We start from the raw sequence: 17,545 nt of genomic DNA, 5'->3' as shown, positions 1-17,545 counted from the left end.
CGGTGAACCAGTTCCTGGCCGAGCCCGGCGCGGCCCTGCCGGACGGCTCACCGGTGCCGCACGTGCCGCCGGCCGGCAGGTGCGATTGGGCGCCCGGTTCGAAGCCCGCCGCGGGCGGGGAGGCGACCGGTCCGGGCCCGGCCGCGTGGGCCGGGTCGATGCCGGTCGGCAGGTGGGACTGGGCGCCCGGTTCGACGCCGGCCGGCGGCACGTGCGGCACCGGTGAGCCGTCCGGCAGGGCCGCGCCGGGCTCGGCCAGGAACTGGTTCACCGACGCGGCCACGTTGCGGGATTCGGTGGGCGCGCCCTGGTTGTGACTGAAGGCCTGCGCGGCGGCCATGAGGAGCTGAGTCGCCTGCGCCGGATTGCCGGCCGCCTGCTGAATGATCGGGCTCAGCTGCGAGAGCGCCGGCAGGCCCGGAAGTTCTTGAGTCGAGTTCGGTTGCGGCGCCGCCGGATCGGCTGCCGCGCTCGGGCAGAGCCCGAACGCGGCAGCCGATGCCGTGACGACAGCGGCCAAACCTTTGGACAGATTCCAAGTGGTTGCCACGGTGTGTCCTCCGGTCGTTAGGTGGTGGCGTTGGCTGTCTGGCGAACTAATCAGGGCAGGGCGGCGAGCAACGGCGCGACCGGGTTGGCCCCGGTTGCCGGTGCGGCCGGTGCGGCCGGCGCGGCGGGAGCCCCGGCCAGTGCCGGCAGGTCCTGCGGCAGGGTCATCTGCGCAGGCATGTTGACCGGCAGGTTGGGCAGGAACGCCGGCATATCGACCTTGGCCTGCGGGATCTGCGGGGCCGGCGGCGTGGCGGGGGCGGTCGGCGTCGACAGCCCCGGGATGGCCGGCAGTCCGGGAATGGGGGACGTGGCCGGGGCGGCGGGTGCCGCGGGTGCCTGCTGCGTCAGACCCGGAATCAGGCCCTGCAGCCCCTGCGTCGTTGCAGGCGCGGACGGGGTCGCCGCCTGCGGCAACCCGGGAATCGAGGGCACGCCGGCCGACGTCGCCGGTGACGTCGCGGCGGCGGACGGAACGCCCGGGAAGGTGATACCCGGAGCGGCGGGTGCGGCCGGCGGGGTCGCACCCAGGGCGGTGGCGAGGTTCTGCAGGATCTGCGGCGCGTTGGCCGCCGAACTGATCAGCTGCTGCGGAATGTTCGGAATGGGCGGGGCCGGCACCGGGTCGGCGTGGGCGATACCGCCCGTGAGTAGGGCTGCGGACGAACCGACGACGACGGCCGCTGCACGCATGTAAGTCCAGATGGTTGGCATGACTCTCCCTGGTTGTGGAAAACGGGTCCGCCGCCGAAGTTACGTTGATACTGATGGGACTCAAGTGACACGTGTGGCATTTATTTGATCGTTATTGATACGAGTGACGGCGGTGACCGACGGGCCGCGACCAGGCCTGCCGATACCGCGCGGGCCCCGGCCGTCGCTAAAGTCGGGCGGATAGACACCACCTCGGCCCCCCCGGCGGTCCCCCCGCGCCGGCGGATCGCGGGTCTGCTGCGGGCGGCTGCGCCCGCGCTGCTGGCCGCCAGCGTCGCCGCGCGGCTCGCCTGGACCTATCTGACGCCCCACGGCGCGAACTTCGTCGACCTGCACGTCTACCTCGGCGGGGCCGCCGCGATCAACCATCCCGGCACGCTGTACAGCTTCGTCTACGCCGACCAGACGCCGGACTTCCCGCTGCCGTTCACCTACCCGCCCTTCGCGGCGGTCGTCTTCTATCCGCTGAGCCTGCTGCCGTTCGGCGTGGTCGCCTTCGCGTGGCAGATCGCGACGATGGCCGCCCTGTACGCGGCGATCCGGATCAGCCAGCGGTTGATGGGCGTTGCGACCGGCGCCGATGGCCACCGCACGGCCATGGTGTGGACCGCGGTCGCGATCTGGATCGAGCCGCTGCGCAGCACCTTCGACTACGGACAGGTCAACGTGCTGCTGATGGTCGCGGTGCTGGGGGCGGCGCTGACCGCGCGCTGGTGGCTGTCGGGGCTACTGGTCGGCGTGGCGGCCGGGATCAAGCTGACGCCCGCGATCGCCGGGGTCTATCTGGTCGGCGTGCGGCGCTGGGCCGCGGCGGCCTTCTCCTTCGTGGTATTCCTCGGCACCGTCGGCGTGTCCGTCCTGGTCGTCGGCGATCAGACCCGCTACTACTTTACGAAGCTGCTGGGCGACGCGCACCGCGTGGGGCCCATCGCCACGTCGATCAATCAATCCTGGCGCGGCGGCATTTCCCGGATCCTGGGCCACGACGCCGGCTTCGGGCCGCCGGTCCTGGCCGCCATCGCGGTCACGGCGGTCCTGGCCGTCCTGGCGTGGCGGGCGCTGGAGCCCTCGGATCGGCTGGGCAAGCTGCTGGTGGTCGAACTGTTCGGGCTGCTGCTGTCCCCGATCTCCTGGAGCCATCACTGGGTGTGGGTGGTGCCGCTGATGATCTGGGCGATTCACGGGCCGCCGCGCGAGCGCCCCGGCGCCCGGATCGTGGGCGGGGGCTGGGTTGCGCTCACCATCGTCGGCGTGCCGTGGCTGCTGCTCTTCGCCCAGCCGACCATCTGGCAGGTCAGCCGGCCGTGGTATCTGGCCTGGGCCGGCCTGGCCTACATCGTGGCGGCCATGGCCACCCTCGTCTGGATCGCCGCCACCGGCCGGCGCGCCGGATTGAAGGGCTAGCCGCCGACGATCTCGTCGATGTCGCGCGCCATGGCCACGTCCTTGTCGGTGATACCGCCCTCGGAGTGCGTGACCAGAGCGAAAGTGACCGTCCGCCAACGAATGTCGATGTCCGGGTGGTGGTCCTTGCTTTCCGCGTGCTCGGCCACCCGGCGCACCGCATCGATGCCCGCGAGGAAACTCGGAAACTTGATCGAGCGGCGCAACGCGCCCTCGACACGCTCCCATCCGTTGAGATCGGGCAGTGCGGCGTCCACCTGCTCGTCCGTTAACACAGCCATGCCCCGACCGTATACCGTCTGGCCATGCCGACCCAGATCGTCGTCGCCGGCGCGATCATCCGCCGCGCCGCGGTCCTGGTGGCGCAGCGCGTCCGCCCGCCGGAGTTGGCAGGCCGCTGGGAGCTGCCCGGCGGCAAGGTGGCGCCCGGTGAGACCGAGCGGGGCGCGCTGGCGCGCGAACTCGGCGAGGAGCTGGGCCTGACGGCCGGCGACGTCGCGGTGGGCGACCGGCTGGGTGAGGACATCGCGCTGGACGGCATGACGCTGCGCGCCTACCGCGTGCGGCTGATCGGTGGTGAACCGCACGCCCGCGACCACCGGGCGGTGCGCTGGGTGACGGCCGCCGAGCTGCCGGGTGTCGACTGGGTGCCCGCAGACCGCGCCTGGGTCCCTGACCTGGTGCGGACGCTGTCCACGGCCGCCTCATAACAAGTCCACAGCCTTCCGGCAGCTGACATTCAGCGACGCAGAAGGTCGCCAAGGTGAACTTGAGATATAACGCAAACGTGAACTTGTAGTAAACGACTTGACCTGGAAGTGCGGTAGCGATCCATCGTCCCGCGGTCGCGGTGGAGGCGCCGGGCGCCTCCAGGCCCACAAAACCTCATGCTGACAAGACGATTGTTCGTTGACAGGCCGCGCGCGGCGGAGGTGCGAGACCCGTCTGCCGCGCCCGGTGCCGGCTTGCGGACGCGCGCCGGCGATACCGATGACGGGCCACTCGACACGGTCCACCGTCACGCAGCTGCGGTCGAAGCAACGGCCCGCGCACGACTCGAGGCACCACGGACGAGAAGGGGTACCTGTTGACTGTCACACCACACGTTGGTGGAGCGCTCGAGGAGTTACTGGAGCGCAGCGGGAGGTTCTTCACGCCCGGCGAGTTCTCGGCGGACCTGCGCACGGTGACGCGGCGGGGCGGCCGGGAGGCCGATGTCTTCTACCGCGACAGGTGGAGCCACGACAAGGTGGTGCGGTCGACCCACGGGGTCAACTGCACCGGCTCCTGCTCCTGGAAGATCTACGTCAAGGACGGGATCATCACCTGGGAGACCCAGCAGACCGACTATCCGTCGGTGGGCCCGGACCGCCCGGAATACGAGCCGCGCGGGTGTCCCCGCGGGGCGTCGTTCTCCTGGTACAGCTACTCGCCCACCCGGGTGCGCTACCCGTACGCCCGCGGCGTGCTGGTCGAGATGTATCGGGAGGCCAAGGCGCGCTTGGGTGACCCGGTGCTGGCCTGGGCCGACATTCAGGCCGACCCCGAGCGCCGCCGTCGCTATCAGCGGGCCCGCGGCAAGGGCGGCCTGGTCCGGGTGACCTGGGCCGAGGCCACCGAGCTGATCGCCGCCGCCCACGTGCACACCATCAAGGAATACGGCCCGGACCGGGTCGCCGGGTTCTCGCCGATCCCGGCCATGTCGATGGTGTCCTACGCCGCCGGCTCGCGGTTCTTCGAGCTGATCGGCGCCCCCATGACGTCGTTCTACGACTGGTACGCCGACCTGCCGGTGGCCTCGCCGCAGGTGTTCGGCGATCAGACCGACGTCCCCGAATCCGGGGACTGGTGGGACGCGGCGTATCTGATGATGTGGGGCTCCAACGTGCCGATCACCCGGACCCCCGACGCGCACTGGATGGCCGAGGCGCGCTACCGCGGCACGAAGGTGGTGACCATCAGCCCGGACTACGCCGACAACACCAAGTTCGCCGACGAGTGGATGCCGTGCGCGGCCGGCACCGACGGGGCGCTGGCCATGGCGATGGGCCACGTCATCCTCTCCGAATGCTATGTGCGCAAGGAGGTTCCGTTCTTCGCCGACTTCGCGCGCCGCTACACCGACCTGCCGTTCCTGATCAAGCTCGAAGAGCGCGGCGACATGCTGGTGCCGGGCAAGAATCTGACCGCGGCGGACCTGGGGGAGGCGGTCGAGAACGCGGCGCTCAAGCCGGCGGTGTTCGACGAGGCGAGCAATTCCGTTGCCGTTCCGCACGGGTCCCTGGGGTTCCGCTACGGCGAGGACGGCGTCGGAAAGTGGAATCTCGACCTCGGCGGCCTGATGCCGGCGCTGAGCGTGCGAGACCCGCACGGCGCCAACGGCGACGGCGCCACCGCGCTGGTGCACCTGGCGAGCTTCGACACGGTCAACGGCGAGGGCGCCACCATCGCCCGCGGCGTGCCGGTGCGCCGGGTCGGCAAGCACCTGGTCTGCACCGTGTTCGACCTGATGCTCGCCCAGTACGGGGTGGCACGCCCGGGGCTGCCCGGTGACTGGCCCACGGGCTACGACGACGCGACCCAGCAGAACACGCCGGCGTGGCAGGAGGCGATCACGGGTGTGTCGGCCGCGCAGGCCATTCGCGTCGCCCGCGAATTCGCCCGCAGCGCCGAGGAATCCGGCGGCCGGTCGATGATCATCATGGGCAGCGGGATCTGCCAGTGGTTCCACGGCGACGCGATCTACCGGGCGGTGCTCGCGCTGTTGATGCTGACCGGCTCGATGGGGCGCAACGGCGGGGGCTGGGCCCACTACGTCGGCCAGGAAAAGGTGCGCCCGCTCACCGGGTTTCAGACGATGGCGATGGCCACGGACTGGGTGCGCCCGCCGCGACAGGTGCCGGGTGCCTCCTACTGGTACGCGCACACCGACCAGTGGCGCTACGACGGCTACGGGGCCGACAAGCTGGCCAGCCCCCTGGGCCGGGGCCGGTTCGCGGGCAAGCACACCATGGACCTGCTGGCCTCGGCGACGGCGATGGGCTGGAGCCCGTTCTATCCGCAGTTCGACCGGTCCAGCCTGGACGTCGCCGACGAGGCCCGCGCCGCCGGGCGCGACGTCGCCGACTACGTCGCCGAGCAGCTCCGCGACCGCAAACTCAAGCTCTCCGTCACCGACCCCGACAATCCGGTCAACTGGCCGCGGGTGCTGACGGTGTGGCGGGCCAACCTGATCGGATCGTCGGGCAAGGGCGGCGAGTACTTCCTGCGCCACCTGCTCGGCACCGATTCCAACGTCCAGGCCGAGCCGCCGGCCGACGGGATACCCCCCGCCGACGTGGTGTGCCAGGGCGGCATCCCCGAGGGCAAGCTCGACCTGATGATGTCGATCGACTTCCGGATGACCTCCACGACCCTGGTGTCGGACATCGTGCTGCCGGCGGCGACCTGGTACGAGAAGGCCGACATCTCCAGCACCGACATGCACCCGTACGTGCACGCGTTCAGCGCCGCGACCGATCCGCCCTGGGAAACCCGTTCGGATTTCGAGGCTTTCGGTGCGATCGCGCGTGCCTTCAGCGGTTTGGCCAAGCGGCACCTGGGCACGCGCAGCGACGTGGTCCTCACCGCGCTGCAGCACGACACGCCGGACGCGATGGCCTATCCGGACGGCACGGAAGAGGACTGGTTGCACACTGGCGCGACACCGGTGCCCGGGCGGACGATGCCCAAAATCACGGTGGTGGAACGCGATTACGGCGCCATCTATGACAAGTGGCAGACCCTGGGCCCGCTGGTCGACACGTTCGGGGTGACCACCAAGGGCATCACGGTGCATCCGTTCCGGGAGGTCGAGGAGCTGGCGGCCAAGTTCGGCGTGATGAATTCCGGTGCGGCGGCCGGGCGTCCGGCCATCACCACCGCCGCGCGGATGGCCGACGTGCTGCTGCTGTTGTCCGGAACCACCAACGGCCGGCTCGCCGTCGAGGGCTTCCGCGAGCTGGAGAAGCGGACGGGCCAGCGGCTGGCCCACCTCGCCGAGGGCAGTGAAGAGCGGCGCATCAGCTATGCCGACACCCAGGCGCGTCCGGTCCCGGTGATCACCAGCCCCGAGTGGTCGGGCAGCGAAACCGGCGGGCGCCGCTACGCGCCGTTCACCATCAACATCGAGAACCTCAAGCCGTTCCACACGCTCACCGGACGGATGCATTTCTACCTGGCCCACGACTGGGTCGAGGAGCTCGGCGAGCACCTGCCGGTGTTCCGCCCGCCGCTGGACATGACGCGGCTGTTCGGCCAGCCGGAGCTCGGCCCCACCCCGGACGGTAACGGCGGAATCGGTCTGACGGTCCGGTATTTGACGCCGCACTCGAAGTGGTCGTTCCACTCCACCTACCAGGACAACCTCTACATGCTGTCGCTGTCCCGGGGCGGCCCGACGATGTGGATGAGCCCCGGCGACGCGGCCAAACTCCAAGTCCGTGACAACGATTGGGTCGAGGCGGTCAACGCCAACGGCATCTACGTGTGCCGGGCCATCGTCAGCCACCGCATGCCCGACGGGGTGGTGTACGTCTACCACGTGCAGGAGCGCACGGTCGACACCCCCCGCACCGAGACCAACAACAAGCGCGGCGGCAACCACAACGCGCTGACCCGCGTCCGCATCAAGCCCAGCCACCTCGCCGGGGGCTACGGCCAGCACGCGTTCGCCTTCAACTACATGGGACCGACCGGCAACCAGCGCGACGAGGTCACCGTGGTGCGCCGTCGCAGCCAGGAGGTGACGTACTGACATGAAGGTAATGGCGCAGCTGGCGATGGTGATGAACCTCGACAAGTGCATCGGCTGCCACACCTGCTCGGTCACCTGCAAGCAGGCGTGGACCAACCGGTCCGGCACCGAGTACGTGTGGTTCAACAACGTCGAAACCCGGCCCGGGCAAGGCTATCCGCGCACCTACGAGGACCAGGAGCGGTGGCGCGGCGGTTGGATACGCGACAAGAAGGGGCGGCTGCGGCTGCGCGACGGCGGCCGCATCCACAAGTTGTTGCGCATCTTCGCCAACCCCCGGCTGCCGATCATCGACGACTACTACGAGCCGTGGACCTACGACTACGAGAACCTGACCACCGCCCCCGCGGGCGACACGTTCCCCACCGCCGCGCCCAAGAGCCTGCTGTCCGGCGAGCCCATGAAGATCTCCTGGGGACCGAACTGGGACGACAACCTGGCCGGCTCACCGGAGATTCTGTCCGGCGACCCGATCCTGAAGAAGGTCAACGAGGACGTCAAACTCGCGCTCGAAGAGACCTTCATGTTCTACCTGCCCCGCATCTGCGAGCACTGCCTCAACCCCTCGTGCGTGGCGTCGTGCCCGTCGGGCGCGATGTACAAGCGCAGCGAGGACGGCATCGTGCTGGTCGACCAGGACCGCTGCCGCGGCTGGCGGATGTGCGTCTCCGGATGTCCTTACAAGAAGGTCTATTTCAATCACAAGACCGGAAAAGCCGAAAAGTGCACGCTGTGCTATCCGCGGATGGAGGTCGGGTTGCCGACCATCTGCTCGGAGACCTGCGTGGGGCGGCTGCGGTATTTGGGCCTGGTCCTCTACGACGTCGATCGGGTGCTGGAGGCGGCCTCGGTGGAGAACGAAACCGACCTCTACGAAGCGCAGCGCCGAATCCTGTTGGACCCGAACGATCCCGACGTGATCGCCGCCGCGCGGGCGGAGGGCATCTCCGACGAGTGGATCGAGGCCGCGCAGCGCTCGCCGGTGTACGCGTTGATCAATCACTACAAGGTCGCGCTGCCCCTGCACCCGGAATACCGCACCATGCCGATGGTCTGGTACATCCCGCCCCTGTCACCGGTCGTCGACGCGGTGAGCCGCGACGGTCACGACGGGGAAGAGCTGGGCAACCTGTTCGGCGCGCTGGACGCGTTGCGCATCCCCATGCAGTACCTGGCGGAACTGTTCACCGCCGGTGACACCGCCGTGGTCGAGGGCGTGCTGCGACGGCTGGCGGCGATGCGCTCCTACATGCGTGACATCAACCTCGGGCGCGAGACCCAGCCGCACATACCGCATTCCGTCGGGATGACCGAGGAGCAGATGTACGAGATGTACCGGCTGCTCGCCATCGCGAAATATGAAGAGCGGTATGTCATTCCGACCGCGTTCGCCCCGCAGGCCCGTGACCTCGAGGACATGGGTTGCTCGTTGACGGGCGACGGTGGCCCGGGCATGTACGAGTCGGGCGAGCCGGTCCCCGTCTCCGTCGAGACGTTCCACGCGCTCAAGCGGCCCGGCGGCAAGGCGGCCGCCGACGGCAACGGCCGGCGGCGGGTGAACCTGCTCAACTGGGACGGGCGCCAGGTACCCGCCGGCATGTTTCCCGAAGAGCAGAAGAGGTGAAGCTGCTCACCGGCCGCCGCGGGCGGGCCGACACCCTGCAGGACCGACTGGTGTGGCAGTCGGCGTCGTTGCTGTTGGCTTACCCCGACGACGAGCTGCCGGCTCGGCTCAACACCGTCGGGGAGCTGCTCGCTCACCTCAACGGGCCCGCGGCGGAGCTGCTCGGCCAGACCGTGGCCGCGCTGCGCGCCCGCGAGCCGATGGCCGCGGCGATGGACTACGTCGCGACGTTCGACATGCGGCGCCACTGCACGATGTACCTGACGTACTGGACCGCCGGGGATACCCGCAACCGTGGCCGGGAGATGCTGGAGTTCGCCACCGCCTACCGGCAATCGGGGGTGGCGCCGCCGCGCGCCGAGGCGCCCGATCACCTGCCCGTCGTGCTCGAGTTCGCCGCCACCGTCGACCCCGAGGTGGGGCGGCGGCTGCTGACCGCGCACCGGGTCCCCATCGACGTGCTGCGCGGCGCCCTCGCCGACGCGAAGTCGCCCTACGAGCCCAGCGTGGCGGCGGTGTGCGCGACGCTGCCCGCCGCGACCGACTCCGACGTGCGCCGCGCTGAGCGCCTGGCGAAGGCCGGGCCGCCCGCGGAAGCCGTTGGGCTGCAACCCTTTGACTTGACGGTACCGCCCCGACGCGAAGGAGGAGCGCGGAGTGTTTAGCAACGTACTGTTCTGGGATATCGCGCCGTACGTCACCCTGACGGTGTTGATCGTCGGCACCTGGTGGCGCTACCGCTACGACAAGTTCGGCTGGACCTCCCGCTCCTCGCAGATCTACGAGTCGCGGCTGCTGCGGATCGCCAGCCCGATGTTTCACTTCGGCATCCTCGCGGTTTTCGCCGGGCACGTGATGGGCTTGTTCATCCCGCCGCGGGTGACGCACATGTTGAAGCTGAGCGACCACGCCTATCACCTGCAGGCGGTCATCGCCGGATCACTGGCGGGCTTTGCGGCCCTGGCCGGAATCGGGCTGCTGATCTACCGGCGGTTCACCCGCCCGGCGGTGTCCATGGCGACCACGCGCAGCGACAAGGTGATGTATGTGGTGCTGGTGCTGGCCATCGTGGTGGGCCTGTACTGCGACCTGATCGGCACCGGCCCGCACGGCGGCGAGTTCCATTACCGCTACACGGTCGGCCTGTGGTTCCGCCGGATCTGGATCCTGCAACCGCACGGCGAAGTGATGATCAACGCGCCGCTGGACTACCAGCTGCACGCGCTGATCGGCATGGTGCTGTTCACGCTGCTGCCGTTCACCCGGCTGGTGCACGTCTTGAGCGCGCCTGTCGCCTACCTGTTCCGGCCCTACATCGTCTACCGCAGCCGCGACGAGGCCGGACAGGGCGAACTGGTTGGCGCGGCGCCCCGCCGAAGGGGCTGGTAGGCGGGCCGGCCGCCGGGTGTGCGCTGCGGGCTTTCCGGGTGCGCTCAGGGCGGCGACACGCCGCGGCGGGCCGCCCCCGACGCACACCGGACCGGGCGCTCGCCCGCCTGCCAGTTCGCTTTGTCATGCCCCCCGCTGCCACAATCACCGACGTGCCATTCCGTAACGTCGCCATCGTCGCCCACGTCGACCACGGCAAAACGACCCTGGTGGACGCGATGCTGCGGCAGTCGGGGGCGCTGCACCACCGCGGCGACGACACCCAGGAACGCATCTTGGACAGCGGTGACCTCGAAAAAGAAAAGGGCATCACCATCCTGGCCAAGAACACCGCCGTGCATCGCCACAACCCGGACGGAACGGTGACGGTCATCAACGTGATCGACACTCCCGGGCACGCCGACTTCGGCGGGGAGGTGGAGCGCGGCCTGTCCATGGTGGACGGGGTGTTGCTGCTGGTCGACGCGTCCGAGGGGCCGTTGCCGCAGACGCGGTTCGTGCTGCGCAAGGCGCTGGCCGCGCACCTGCCGGTGATTCTCGTCGTCAACAAGACCGACCGGCCCGACGCGCGCATCGCCGAGGTGGTGGAGGCCAGCCACGACCTGCTGCTCGACGTCGCCTCCGACCTCGACGACGAGGCAGCCAAGGCGGCCGAGCACGCGCTGGGCCTGCCGACGCTGTACGCGTCCGGCCGGGCCGGCATTGCGAGCACCGAACAGCCCGCCAACGGCGAGGTGCCTTCTGGCGACAACCTGGACCCGTTGTTCGACGTGCTGATGGAGCACATCCCGGCGCCGTCCGGTGACGCCGAGGCGCCGCTACAGGCGTTGGTGACCAACCTCGACGCGTCGGCGTTTCTCGGCCGGCTCGCGCTGATCCGCATCTACAACGGCAAACTGCGCAAGGGCCAGCAGGTCGCCTGGATGCGGGAGGTCGACGGCCTGCCCGTGATCACCAGCGCCAAGATCACCGAACTGCTCGCCACCGAGGGTGTCGAGCGCAGCCCCACCGACGAGGCCGTGGCCGGCGACATCGTGGCGGTCGCCGGCCTGCCCGAGATCATGATCGGCGACACCCTGGCCGACCCCGAACACGCCCACGCGCTGCCGCGGATCACCGTCGACGAGCCCGCGATCTCGGTGACGATCGGCACCAACACGTCGCCGCTGGCGGGCAAGGTATCGGGCCACAAGCTGACCGCGCGGATGGTGCGCGGCCGGCTCGACCAGGAGCTGGTGGGCAACGTGTCGATCCGGGTCGTCGACATCGGCCGGCCCGACGCGTGGGAGGTGCAGGGCCGCGGCGAGCTCGCCCTGGCGGTGCTGGTCGAGCAGATGCGCCGCGAGGGTTTCGAGCTCACCGTCGGCAAGCCGCAGGTGGTGACCCGCACGATCGACGGCAAGCTGCATGAGCCGTTCGAGGCGATGACCATCGACTGCCCGGAAGAGTTCGTCGGCGCGATCACCCAGCTGATGGCCGCCCGCAAGGGCCGCATGGAGGAGATGACCAACCACGCCGCAGGCTGGGTCCGGATGGATTTCATCGTGCCCAGCCGCGGCCTGATCGGGTTCCGCACCGATTTCCTGACCATCACGCGCGGCACCGGGATCGCCAACGCCGTGTTCGACGGTTACCGGCCGTGGGCGGGGGAGATCCGGGCCCGCCACACCGGTTCGCTGGTCTCCGATCGCGCCGGCACCATCACGCCGTTCGCGCTGATTCAGCTTGCCGACCGGGGCCAGTTCTTCGTCGAACCCGGCCAGGACACCTACGAGGGCATGGTCGTCGGAATCAACCCGCGCGCAGAGGATCTCGACATCAACGTCACCCGGGAGAAGAAGCTCACCAACATGCGGTCGTCGACGGCGGACGTCATCGAGACCCTGGCCAAGCCGCTCGAGCTCGACCTGGAACAGGCCATGGAGTTCTGCGCGCAGGACGAATGCGTCGAGGTGACCCCGGAGATCGTCCGCGTGCGCAAGGTGGAGCTGGATGCCACGACCCGGGGGCGCAGCCGGGCGCGGGCCAAGGCGCGGGGTTAACCGCGCGTGCTCGGGCGGGCCGTTGGGGGGCTGCTCGTTACCCTGATCGGCATGCCGAGACGAGTACGCCGTTTCTTCGTGACGGTCGGCGTGGTCGTCTCGCTGGCCGGGCTGGCGCTGGCGGCGTGCACGGTCAACCCCCCGCCGGCGCCGCAGAGCACCGACACTCCGCACAACTCGCCACCGCCGCCGCCGCGGCCCACCCAGATCATCATGGGCATCGACTCGATCGGCGCCGGCTTCAATCCGCACCTGTTGTCCGATCTGTCGCCGGTGAACGCGGCGATCAGCGCGCTCGTGCTGCCCAGCGCGTTCCGGCCGGTGCCCGACCCCGGCACCCCGACCGGCTCGCGCTGGGAAATGGACCCGACCCTGCTGGAGGCCGCCGAAGTCACCAACGAGAACCCCTTCACGGTGACCTACAAGATCCGGCCGGAGGCGCAGTGGACCGACAACGCGCCGATCGGCGCCGACGACTTCTGGTACCTGTGGCGGCAGATGGTCAGCCAGCCCGGCGTCGTCGATCCGGCCGGCTACGACCTCATCACCGGCGTGCAGTCGCTGGAGGGCGGCAAGCAGGCGGTGGTCACCTTCGCCCAGCCGTATCCGTCCTGGAAAGAGTTGTTCAGCAACATCCTTCCGGCGCACATCGTCAAGGATGTGCCGGGCGGGTTCGCGGCCGGGTTGGCCCGCGCGCTCCCGGTCACCGGCGGCCAATTCCGGGTGGAGAGCATCGATCCGCAGCGCGACGAGATCCTGCTGGCCCGCAACGACCGCTACTGGGGAACACCGGCCAAACCCGCGCTCATTCTCTTCCGGCGGGCGGGCGCGCCGGCGGCGCTGGCCGATTCGGTCCGCAACGGCGACACCCAGGTGGCCCAGGTGCACGGCGGGTCGGCGGCCTTCGCGCAGTTGTCTGCCATCCCCGACGTGCGCACCGCCCGCATCGTGACGCCCCGGGTGATGCAGCTGACGTTGCGCGCCAACGAGCCCAAGCTGTCCGACGCCCAGGTCCGCAAGGCGGTCCTCGGGCTGCTCGACGTCGACCTGCTGGCGGCGGTGGGCGCGGGCAGTGACAACACGGTCACACTGGACCAGGCCCAGGTGCGGGCGCCCAGCGATCCCGGCTACGAGCCGACCGCACCGCCCGCGATGACGACGCCGGCGGCGCTGGGGTTGCTGGAGGGCTCGGGCTACAAGGTGGAGGGCAACGCTTCGGCTTCAGCGGGGTCGCCGGCGCCGACACCGGCGAACAGCGGCCCGCCGGAGGTCATCCGCGGCCGCATCAGCAAGGACGGCCAGCAGCTGTCGCTGGTCATCGGCGTGGCGGCCAACGACCCGACCTCCGTCGCGGTCGCCAACACCGCGGCCGACCAGTTGCGCAACGTCGGCATCGCCGCCAGCGTGCTGGCGCTGGACCCGGTGACGCTGTATCGCGACGCGCTGAACAACAACCAGGTGGACGCGATCATCGGCTGGCACCAGGCGGGTGGGAACCTGGCGACGCGGTTGGCGTCGCGGTACGGCTGCCCGGCGCTGCAGGCGACGCAGGTGCCGACGCCCACGGGGCCGACGAGCACCTCGGCCGGACCCAAGACCACCGGGCCGGGAACCTCGGCCACCACGCCGACGTCGACCCCGCCCAGCCGCCCGGCGGACCCCAACGCGTTGGTGCAGGCGCCGTCGAACCTCACCGGGATCTGCGATCGCAGCGTGCAGTCGAACATCGACGCCGCGCTCAACGGCACCAAGAACATCAACGACGTGATCACCGCGGTCGAGCCGCGACTGTGGAACATGTCCACCGTGCTGCCGATCCTGCAGGACACCACGATCGTGGCGGCCGGCCCGAGCGTGCAAAACGTCAGTCTCACGGGCGCGGTGCCGGTCGGCATCGTCGGCGACGCCGGCCAGTGGATCAAGACGGGCCCCTGAGCGGTCCCCGTCGGCCCGCTATTCGAAGGTGGCGCTCGCCCGTCGCGGCGGTATCACGGTGTCGACGATGAGCGCCAGCTCGCGGCGGTTCGGCGGCGACCCGGTCAGCAGGAAATGCTGATTGATCAGCGCCGGGCCGATGCGCGCGGTCAGCGGGGTGATCATCTCCGGATCCAGGTCGCCCTCCGCGACGGCGGCCTGCAGGATCGATTCGACGATCTGCAGGCGGGGCGCCACCACGGCGTCGGCGAAGATGGCGCGCATCTCGGGTTCGTGCAGCAGCTGGTTCACGGTCGCCATTCCGGGAAAGGCGGTCTTGCCGGCGCACACGTCGCGGTGGGCGGTGAACACCGTCAGCAGGTTCTCCCGGGCCGAACGACCCGGGCGGGCCTCGGGCAAGGGGGGCAGGGTGTGGACCAGCGCGGCGTGCACCAGCTCGCACTTGGTGGTCCAGCGCCGGTACAGGGCCGCCTTGCCGGTCTGGGCGCGCGCCGCGATGCCCTCCATCGTCAGCCCGCCGTAGCCGACTTCGGCGAGTTCGGCCAGGGTGGCCTCGTAGAGCGCCCGTTCGAGGACCTCGCCCCGTCGGCGGCTCCGGCTGCCGGCCGGGGCGGTCTGGGTGAGCTGCGGCATCCCTCGATAGTAGCCGTATGCGTTCCTATCGGCTGCGACGAGACCGCTGACCGGCCGGGGGGTACTGTGCGTCCATGCCTGAGACTCCACGGCTGCTGTTCGTCCACGCCCATCCTGACGACGAGAGCCTCAGCAACGGCGCCACCATCGCCCACTACACCGCGCGCGGGGCGGAGGTCCGCGTCGTCACCTGCACGCTCGGCGAGGAGGGCGAAATCATCGGCGATCGCTGGGCCGAACTGGCCGTCGATCGCGCGGATCAGTTGGGGGGCTACCGCATTGGCGAGCTCACCGAGGCGCTGCGCGCGCTGGGCGTGGGCGCGCCCCACTACCTGGGCGGCGCGGGGCGCTGGCGCGACTCGGGCATGCAGGGCACACCCGGGCGGCGGCGCCGGCGGTTCATCGACGCCGACGAGCGGGAGGCCGTCGGCGCGCTGGTGGCCGTCATTCGCGAGCAGCGCCCCCACGTGGTCGTGACCTACGACCCCGGTGGCGGCTACGGCCACCCCGACCACGTCCACACCCACACCGTCACCACCGCCGCCGTGGCGGCCGCCGGCTCCGGCGACTTCCCCGGCGAGCCGTGGACCGTGCCGAAGTTCTACTGGTCGGTGTTCGCGACGCGCGCCTTCATGGCGGGCCTGCACGCCCTGGGCGACGAGGATCTGCTGCCGGAGTGGAGCATTGCGCCGGAGGAAGAGTTCGGCTTCGGGTATGCGGACGCCGACATCGACGCCGTCGTCGAACCCGCCCCTCAGGCGTGGGCGGCGAAGAGGGCGGCGCTCGCCGCGCACGCCACCCAGGTGGTCGTCGGGCCCACCGGCCGGGCCTGCGCCCTGTCGAACAACATGGCGCTGCCGATCCTGGCCGAGGAACACTACGTGCTGGCCGCCGGCACGGCGGGGGAGCGCGACGAGCGCGGCTGGGAAACAGATCTGCTTGCGGGGCTTGGTTTCACCGCGGCCGGCACGCGGTAGGCTTGCCAATCAGGCAGCCACGGAAGGATTTCGCATGGACCCCGACCTGGACCCTAATCAGCAGCATTGGCAGGACCGACTCGACAGCCTGCAGTGGGTGATCGGCTCGATACTCTCCAACATCGACAGCGTTCCGACCTGACCGCAACCGAGCCGCGCGCCGCGTCCCTCGAGGACGCCGGCGCGACCGACCCCGCGATCCGGTTCGTCGTCCTGGCGCTGCTCGCCGTCGACGGGGTCCTCTCCGCACTGGCCGGGGCCCTGTTGCTGCCTTCCTACATCGGGGCGGTCCCGTTTCCCATCAGCGGCCTGATCTCCGGCCTGGTCAACGCCGCGCTGGTGTGGGCCGCCGGGCGGTGGACCACGTCGTCGCGGCTGGCCGCGCTGCCGTTGTGGACGTGGCTGTTCACGGTGGCGGTGATCAGCATGGGCGGCCCGGCCGACGACGTCATCCTGGGGGGTCGCGGCCTGATGGCCTATGGGGCCCTGCTGCTGATCGTGCTCGGTGTCGGGCCGCCGTTCTGGGTGTTGTGGCGACGCGGCCACCGGCACTGACGTTCTCGCCGGCACGGGGGCCGGGACGTCCCCGCTCGGCGGTATGGCCCTGCCGCTACTGTTGACTGTTGCGCAGACGGGGCCCGGACGGGTCGGAAGAAAATTTCACATGTTGGGACACGCGGATGAATTTCGATCGTGGGGAAGTTACACGAAGGTGCCGCTGACTCCGGGTGAGGAGCCTACCGCTCTTCCTATTCCTGTGATTCCCCCGAAGACCAACGCGTCGGCGCTTCGGCGGGTGTTGCGCCGCGCTCGAGACGGTGTCGCGCTCAATGTCGATGAGGCGGCCGTTGCGATGACCGCGCGGGGCGAGGACCTCGCGGATCTGTGCGCCAGCGCCGCGCGGGTACGCGACGCCGGATTGACGTCGGCGGGCCGGCGCGGCCCGGGCGGCGGGTTGCCCATCACCTATTCGCGCAAGGTGTTCGTCCCGGTCACCCACCTGTGCCGCGACACGTGTCACTACTGCACCTTCGTCACCGTGCCCGGCAAGCTGCGCGCGCAGGGGGCGGGCATGTATCTCGAGCCCGACGAGATCCTCGACATCGCCCGCCGCGGCGCCGAACTCGGTTGCAAGGAAGCGCTTTTCACACTCGGTGACCGGCCCGAGGATCGGTGGCCGGAAGCGGGAGAATGGCTCGGCGAACGGGGATATGACTCCACGCTGTCCTACGTGCGGGCCATGGCCATCCGGGTGCTCGAAGAGACCGGACTGCTGCCGCACCTGAACCCCGGCGTGATGAGTTGGTCGGAGATGGCCCGGCTGAAGCCGGTGGCGCCGTCAATGGGCATGATGCTCGAGACGACCTCGCGGCGGCTGTTCGAAACGAAAGGTCTTGCGCACTACGGCAGTCCGGACAAAGACCCGGCGGTACGGCTGCGCACGCTCACCGACGCGGGCCGGCTGTCGATTCCGTTCACCACC

Annotated in this window: 14 protein-coding genes and 1 pseudogene; 11 read left to right on the top strand and 4 right to left on the bottom strand. The window is 69.9% G+C overall.

The window, feature by feature from the left end; translation table 11 throughout:
* A pseudogene (locus tag A5713_RS04125) lies at nucleotides 1-550 on the bottom strand (hypothetical protein); the annotation flags it as partial.
* Between the two features lie 50 nt (nucleotides 551-600).
* The gene (locus A5713_RS04120; RefSeq protein WP_067920971.1) at nucleotides 601-1,263 is read right to left on the bottom strand and encodes a hypothetical protein; all 663 of its coding nucleotides are present in this window, start codon (nucleotides 1,261-1,263) and stop codon (nucleotides 601-603) included.
* Between the two features lie 180 nt (nucleotides 1,264-1,443).
* Between A5713_RS04120 and A5713_RS04115 the strand changes: the two genes are divergently transcribed.
* Nucleotides 1,444-2,667, top strand: coding sequence for a mannosyltransferase (locus tag A5713_RS04115; protein ID WP_068092822.1), 1,224 nt, complete (start codon nucleotides 1,444-1,446; stop codon nucleotides 2,665-2,667).
* On the opposite strand, the gene A5713_RS04110 is transcribed toward A5713_RS04115, so the two are convergent.
* Nucleotides 2,664-2,948: a 4a-hydroxytetrahydrobiopterin dehydratase gene (locus A5713_RS04110; protein WP_068092817.1), complete on the bottom strand. Its 285-nt coding sequence runs from the start codon at nucleotides 2,946-2,948 to the stop codon at nucleotides 2,664-2,666. The two genes, A5713_RS04115 and A5713_RS04110, sit on opposite strands and share 4 nt — an antisense overlap.
* A 24-nt stretch (nucleotides 2,949-2,972) precedes the next feature.
* Between A5713_RS04110 and A5713_RS04105 the strand changes: the two genes are divergently transcribed.
* The 7 genes from A5713_RS04105 (at nucleotide 2,973) to A5713_RS04075 (ending at nucleotide 14,452) form a co-directional block, all read left to right on the top strand.
* Nucleotides 2,973-3,377, top strand: a complete 405-nt coding sequence (locus tag A5713_RS04105) for a (deoxy)nucleoside triphosphate pyrophosphohydrolase (protein ID WP_067920975.1) — start codon at nucleotides 2,973-2,975, stop codon at nucleotides 3,375-3,377.
* A 377-nt stretch (nucleotides 3,378-3,754) separates the two neighbouring features.
* On the top strand, nucleotides 3,755-7,462 hold the full coding sequence (locus tag A5713_RS04100; protein WP_068092815.1) for a nitrate reductase subunit alpha: 3,708 nt from the start codon (nucleotides 3,755-3,757) through the stop codon (nucleotides 7,460-7,462).
* A gap of 1 nt (nucleotide 7,463) precedes the next feature.
* Entirely contained in the window at nucleotides 7,464-9,086 is a 1,623-nt protein-coding gene (gene narH / locus A5713_RS04095; RefSeq protein WP_068092813.1) for a nitrate reductase subunit beta, read from the top strand.
* Complete coding sequence (gene narJ, locus A5713_RS04090; RefSeq protein ID WP_068092806.1) at nucleotides 9,083-9,751, top strand: nitrate reductase molybdenum cofactor assembly chaperone; 669 nt, start codon at nucleotides 9,083-9,085, stop codon at nucleotides 9,749-9,751. The genes narH and narJ overlap by 4 nt, the downstream gene beginning before the upstream one ends.
* Nucleotides 9,744-10,475, top strand: a complete 732-nt coding sequence (narI, locus tag A5713_RS04085; RefSeq protein WP_067923494.1) for a respiratory nitrate reductase subunit gamma — start codon at nucleotides 9,744-9,746, stop codon at nucleotides 10,473-10,475. Before narJ ends, narI begins: the two co-directional genes overlap by 8 nt.
* Before the next feature lie 152 nt (nucleotides 10,476-10,627).
* Nucleotides 10,628-12,517: a translational GTPase TypA gene (gene typA, locus A5713_RS04080; protein WP_068053979.1), complete on the top strand. Its 1,890-nt coding sequence runs from the start codon at nucleotides 10,628-10,630 to the stop codon at nucleotides 12,515-12,517.
* A gap of 45 nt (nucleotides 12,518-12,562) precedes the next feature.
* Nucleotides 12,563-14,452 (top strand): ABC transporter family substrate-binding protein, encoded by a 1,890-nt coding sequence (locus tag A5713_RS04075; RefSeq protein ID WP_197516289.1) that lies wholly within the window; start codon nucleotides 12,563-12,565, stop codon nucleotides 14,450-14,452.
* An 18-nt stretch (nucleotides 14,453-14,470) separates the two neighbouring features.
* Here A5713_RS04075 and A5713_RS04070 read toward each other — a convergent pair whose 3' ends face one another.
* Nucleotides 14,471-15,085, bottom strand: coding sequence for a TetR/AcrR family transcriptional regulator (locus A5713_RS04070; RefSeq protein WP_067920017.1), 615 nt, complete (start codon nucleotides 15,083-15,085; stop codon nucleotides 14,471-14,473).
* Nucleotides 15,086-15,159: 74 nt separating this feature from the next.
* Between A5713_RS04070 and mshB the strand changes: the two genes are divergently transcribed.
* The 3 genes from mshB to cofG form a co-directional block, all read left to right on the top strand.
* The gene (gene mshB, locus A5713_RS04065) at nucleotides 15,160-16,062 is read left to right on the top strand and encodes an N-acetyl-1-D-myo-inositol-2-amino-2-deoxy-alpha-D-glucopyranoside deacetylase (protein WP_068092800.1); all 903 of its coding nucleotides are present in this window, start codon (nucleotides 15,160-15,162) and stop codon (nucleotides 16,060-16,062) included.
* A gap of 93 nt (nucleotides 16,063-16,155) precedes the next feature.
* Nucleotides 16,156-16,617, top strand: coding sequence for a hypothetical protein (locus A5713_RS04060; protein ID WP_067920013.1), 462 nt, complete (start codon nucleotides 16,156-16,158; stop codon nucleotides 16,615-16,617).
* A 109-nt stretch (nucleotides 16,618-16,726) separates the two neighbouring features.
* The coding region (cofG, locus tag A5713_RS04055; protein ID WP_082972774.1) for a 7,8-didemethyl-8-hydroxy-5-deazariboflavin synthase CofG at nucleotides 16,727-17,545 on the top strand (819 nt) is incomplete at its 3' end.

Source organism: Mycobacterium sp. E2497, from assembly GCF_001668695.1.
Lineage (GTDB): Bacteria > Actinomycetota > Actinomycetes > Mycobacteriales > Mycobacteriaceae > Mycobacterium.
The sequence above is the reverse complement of the archived record's forward strand: the minus strand, read 5'-3'. Positions and strand labels throughout refer to the sequence as shown.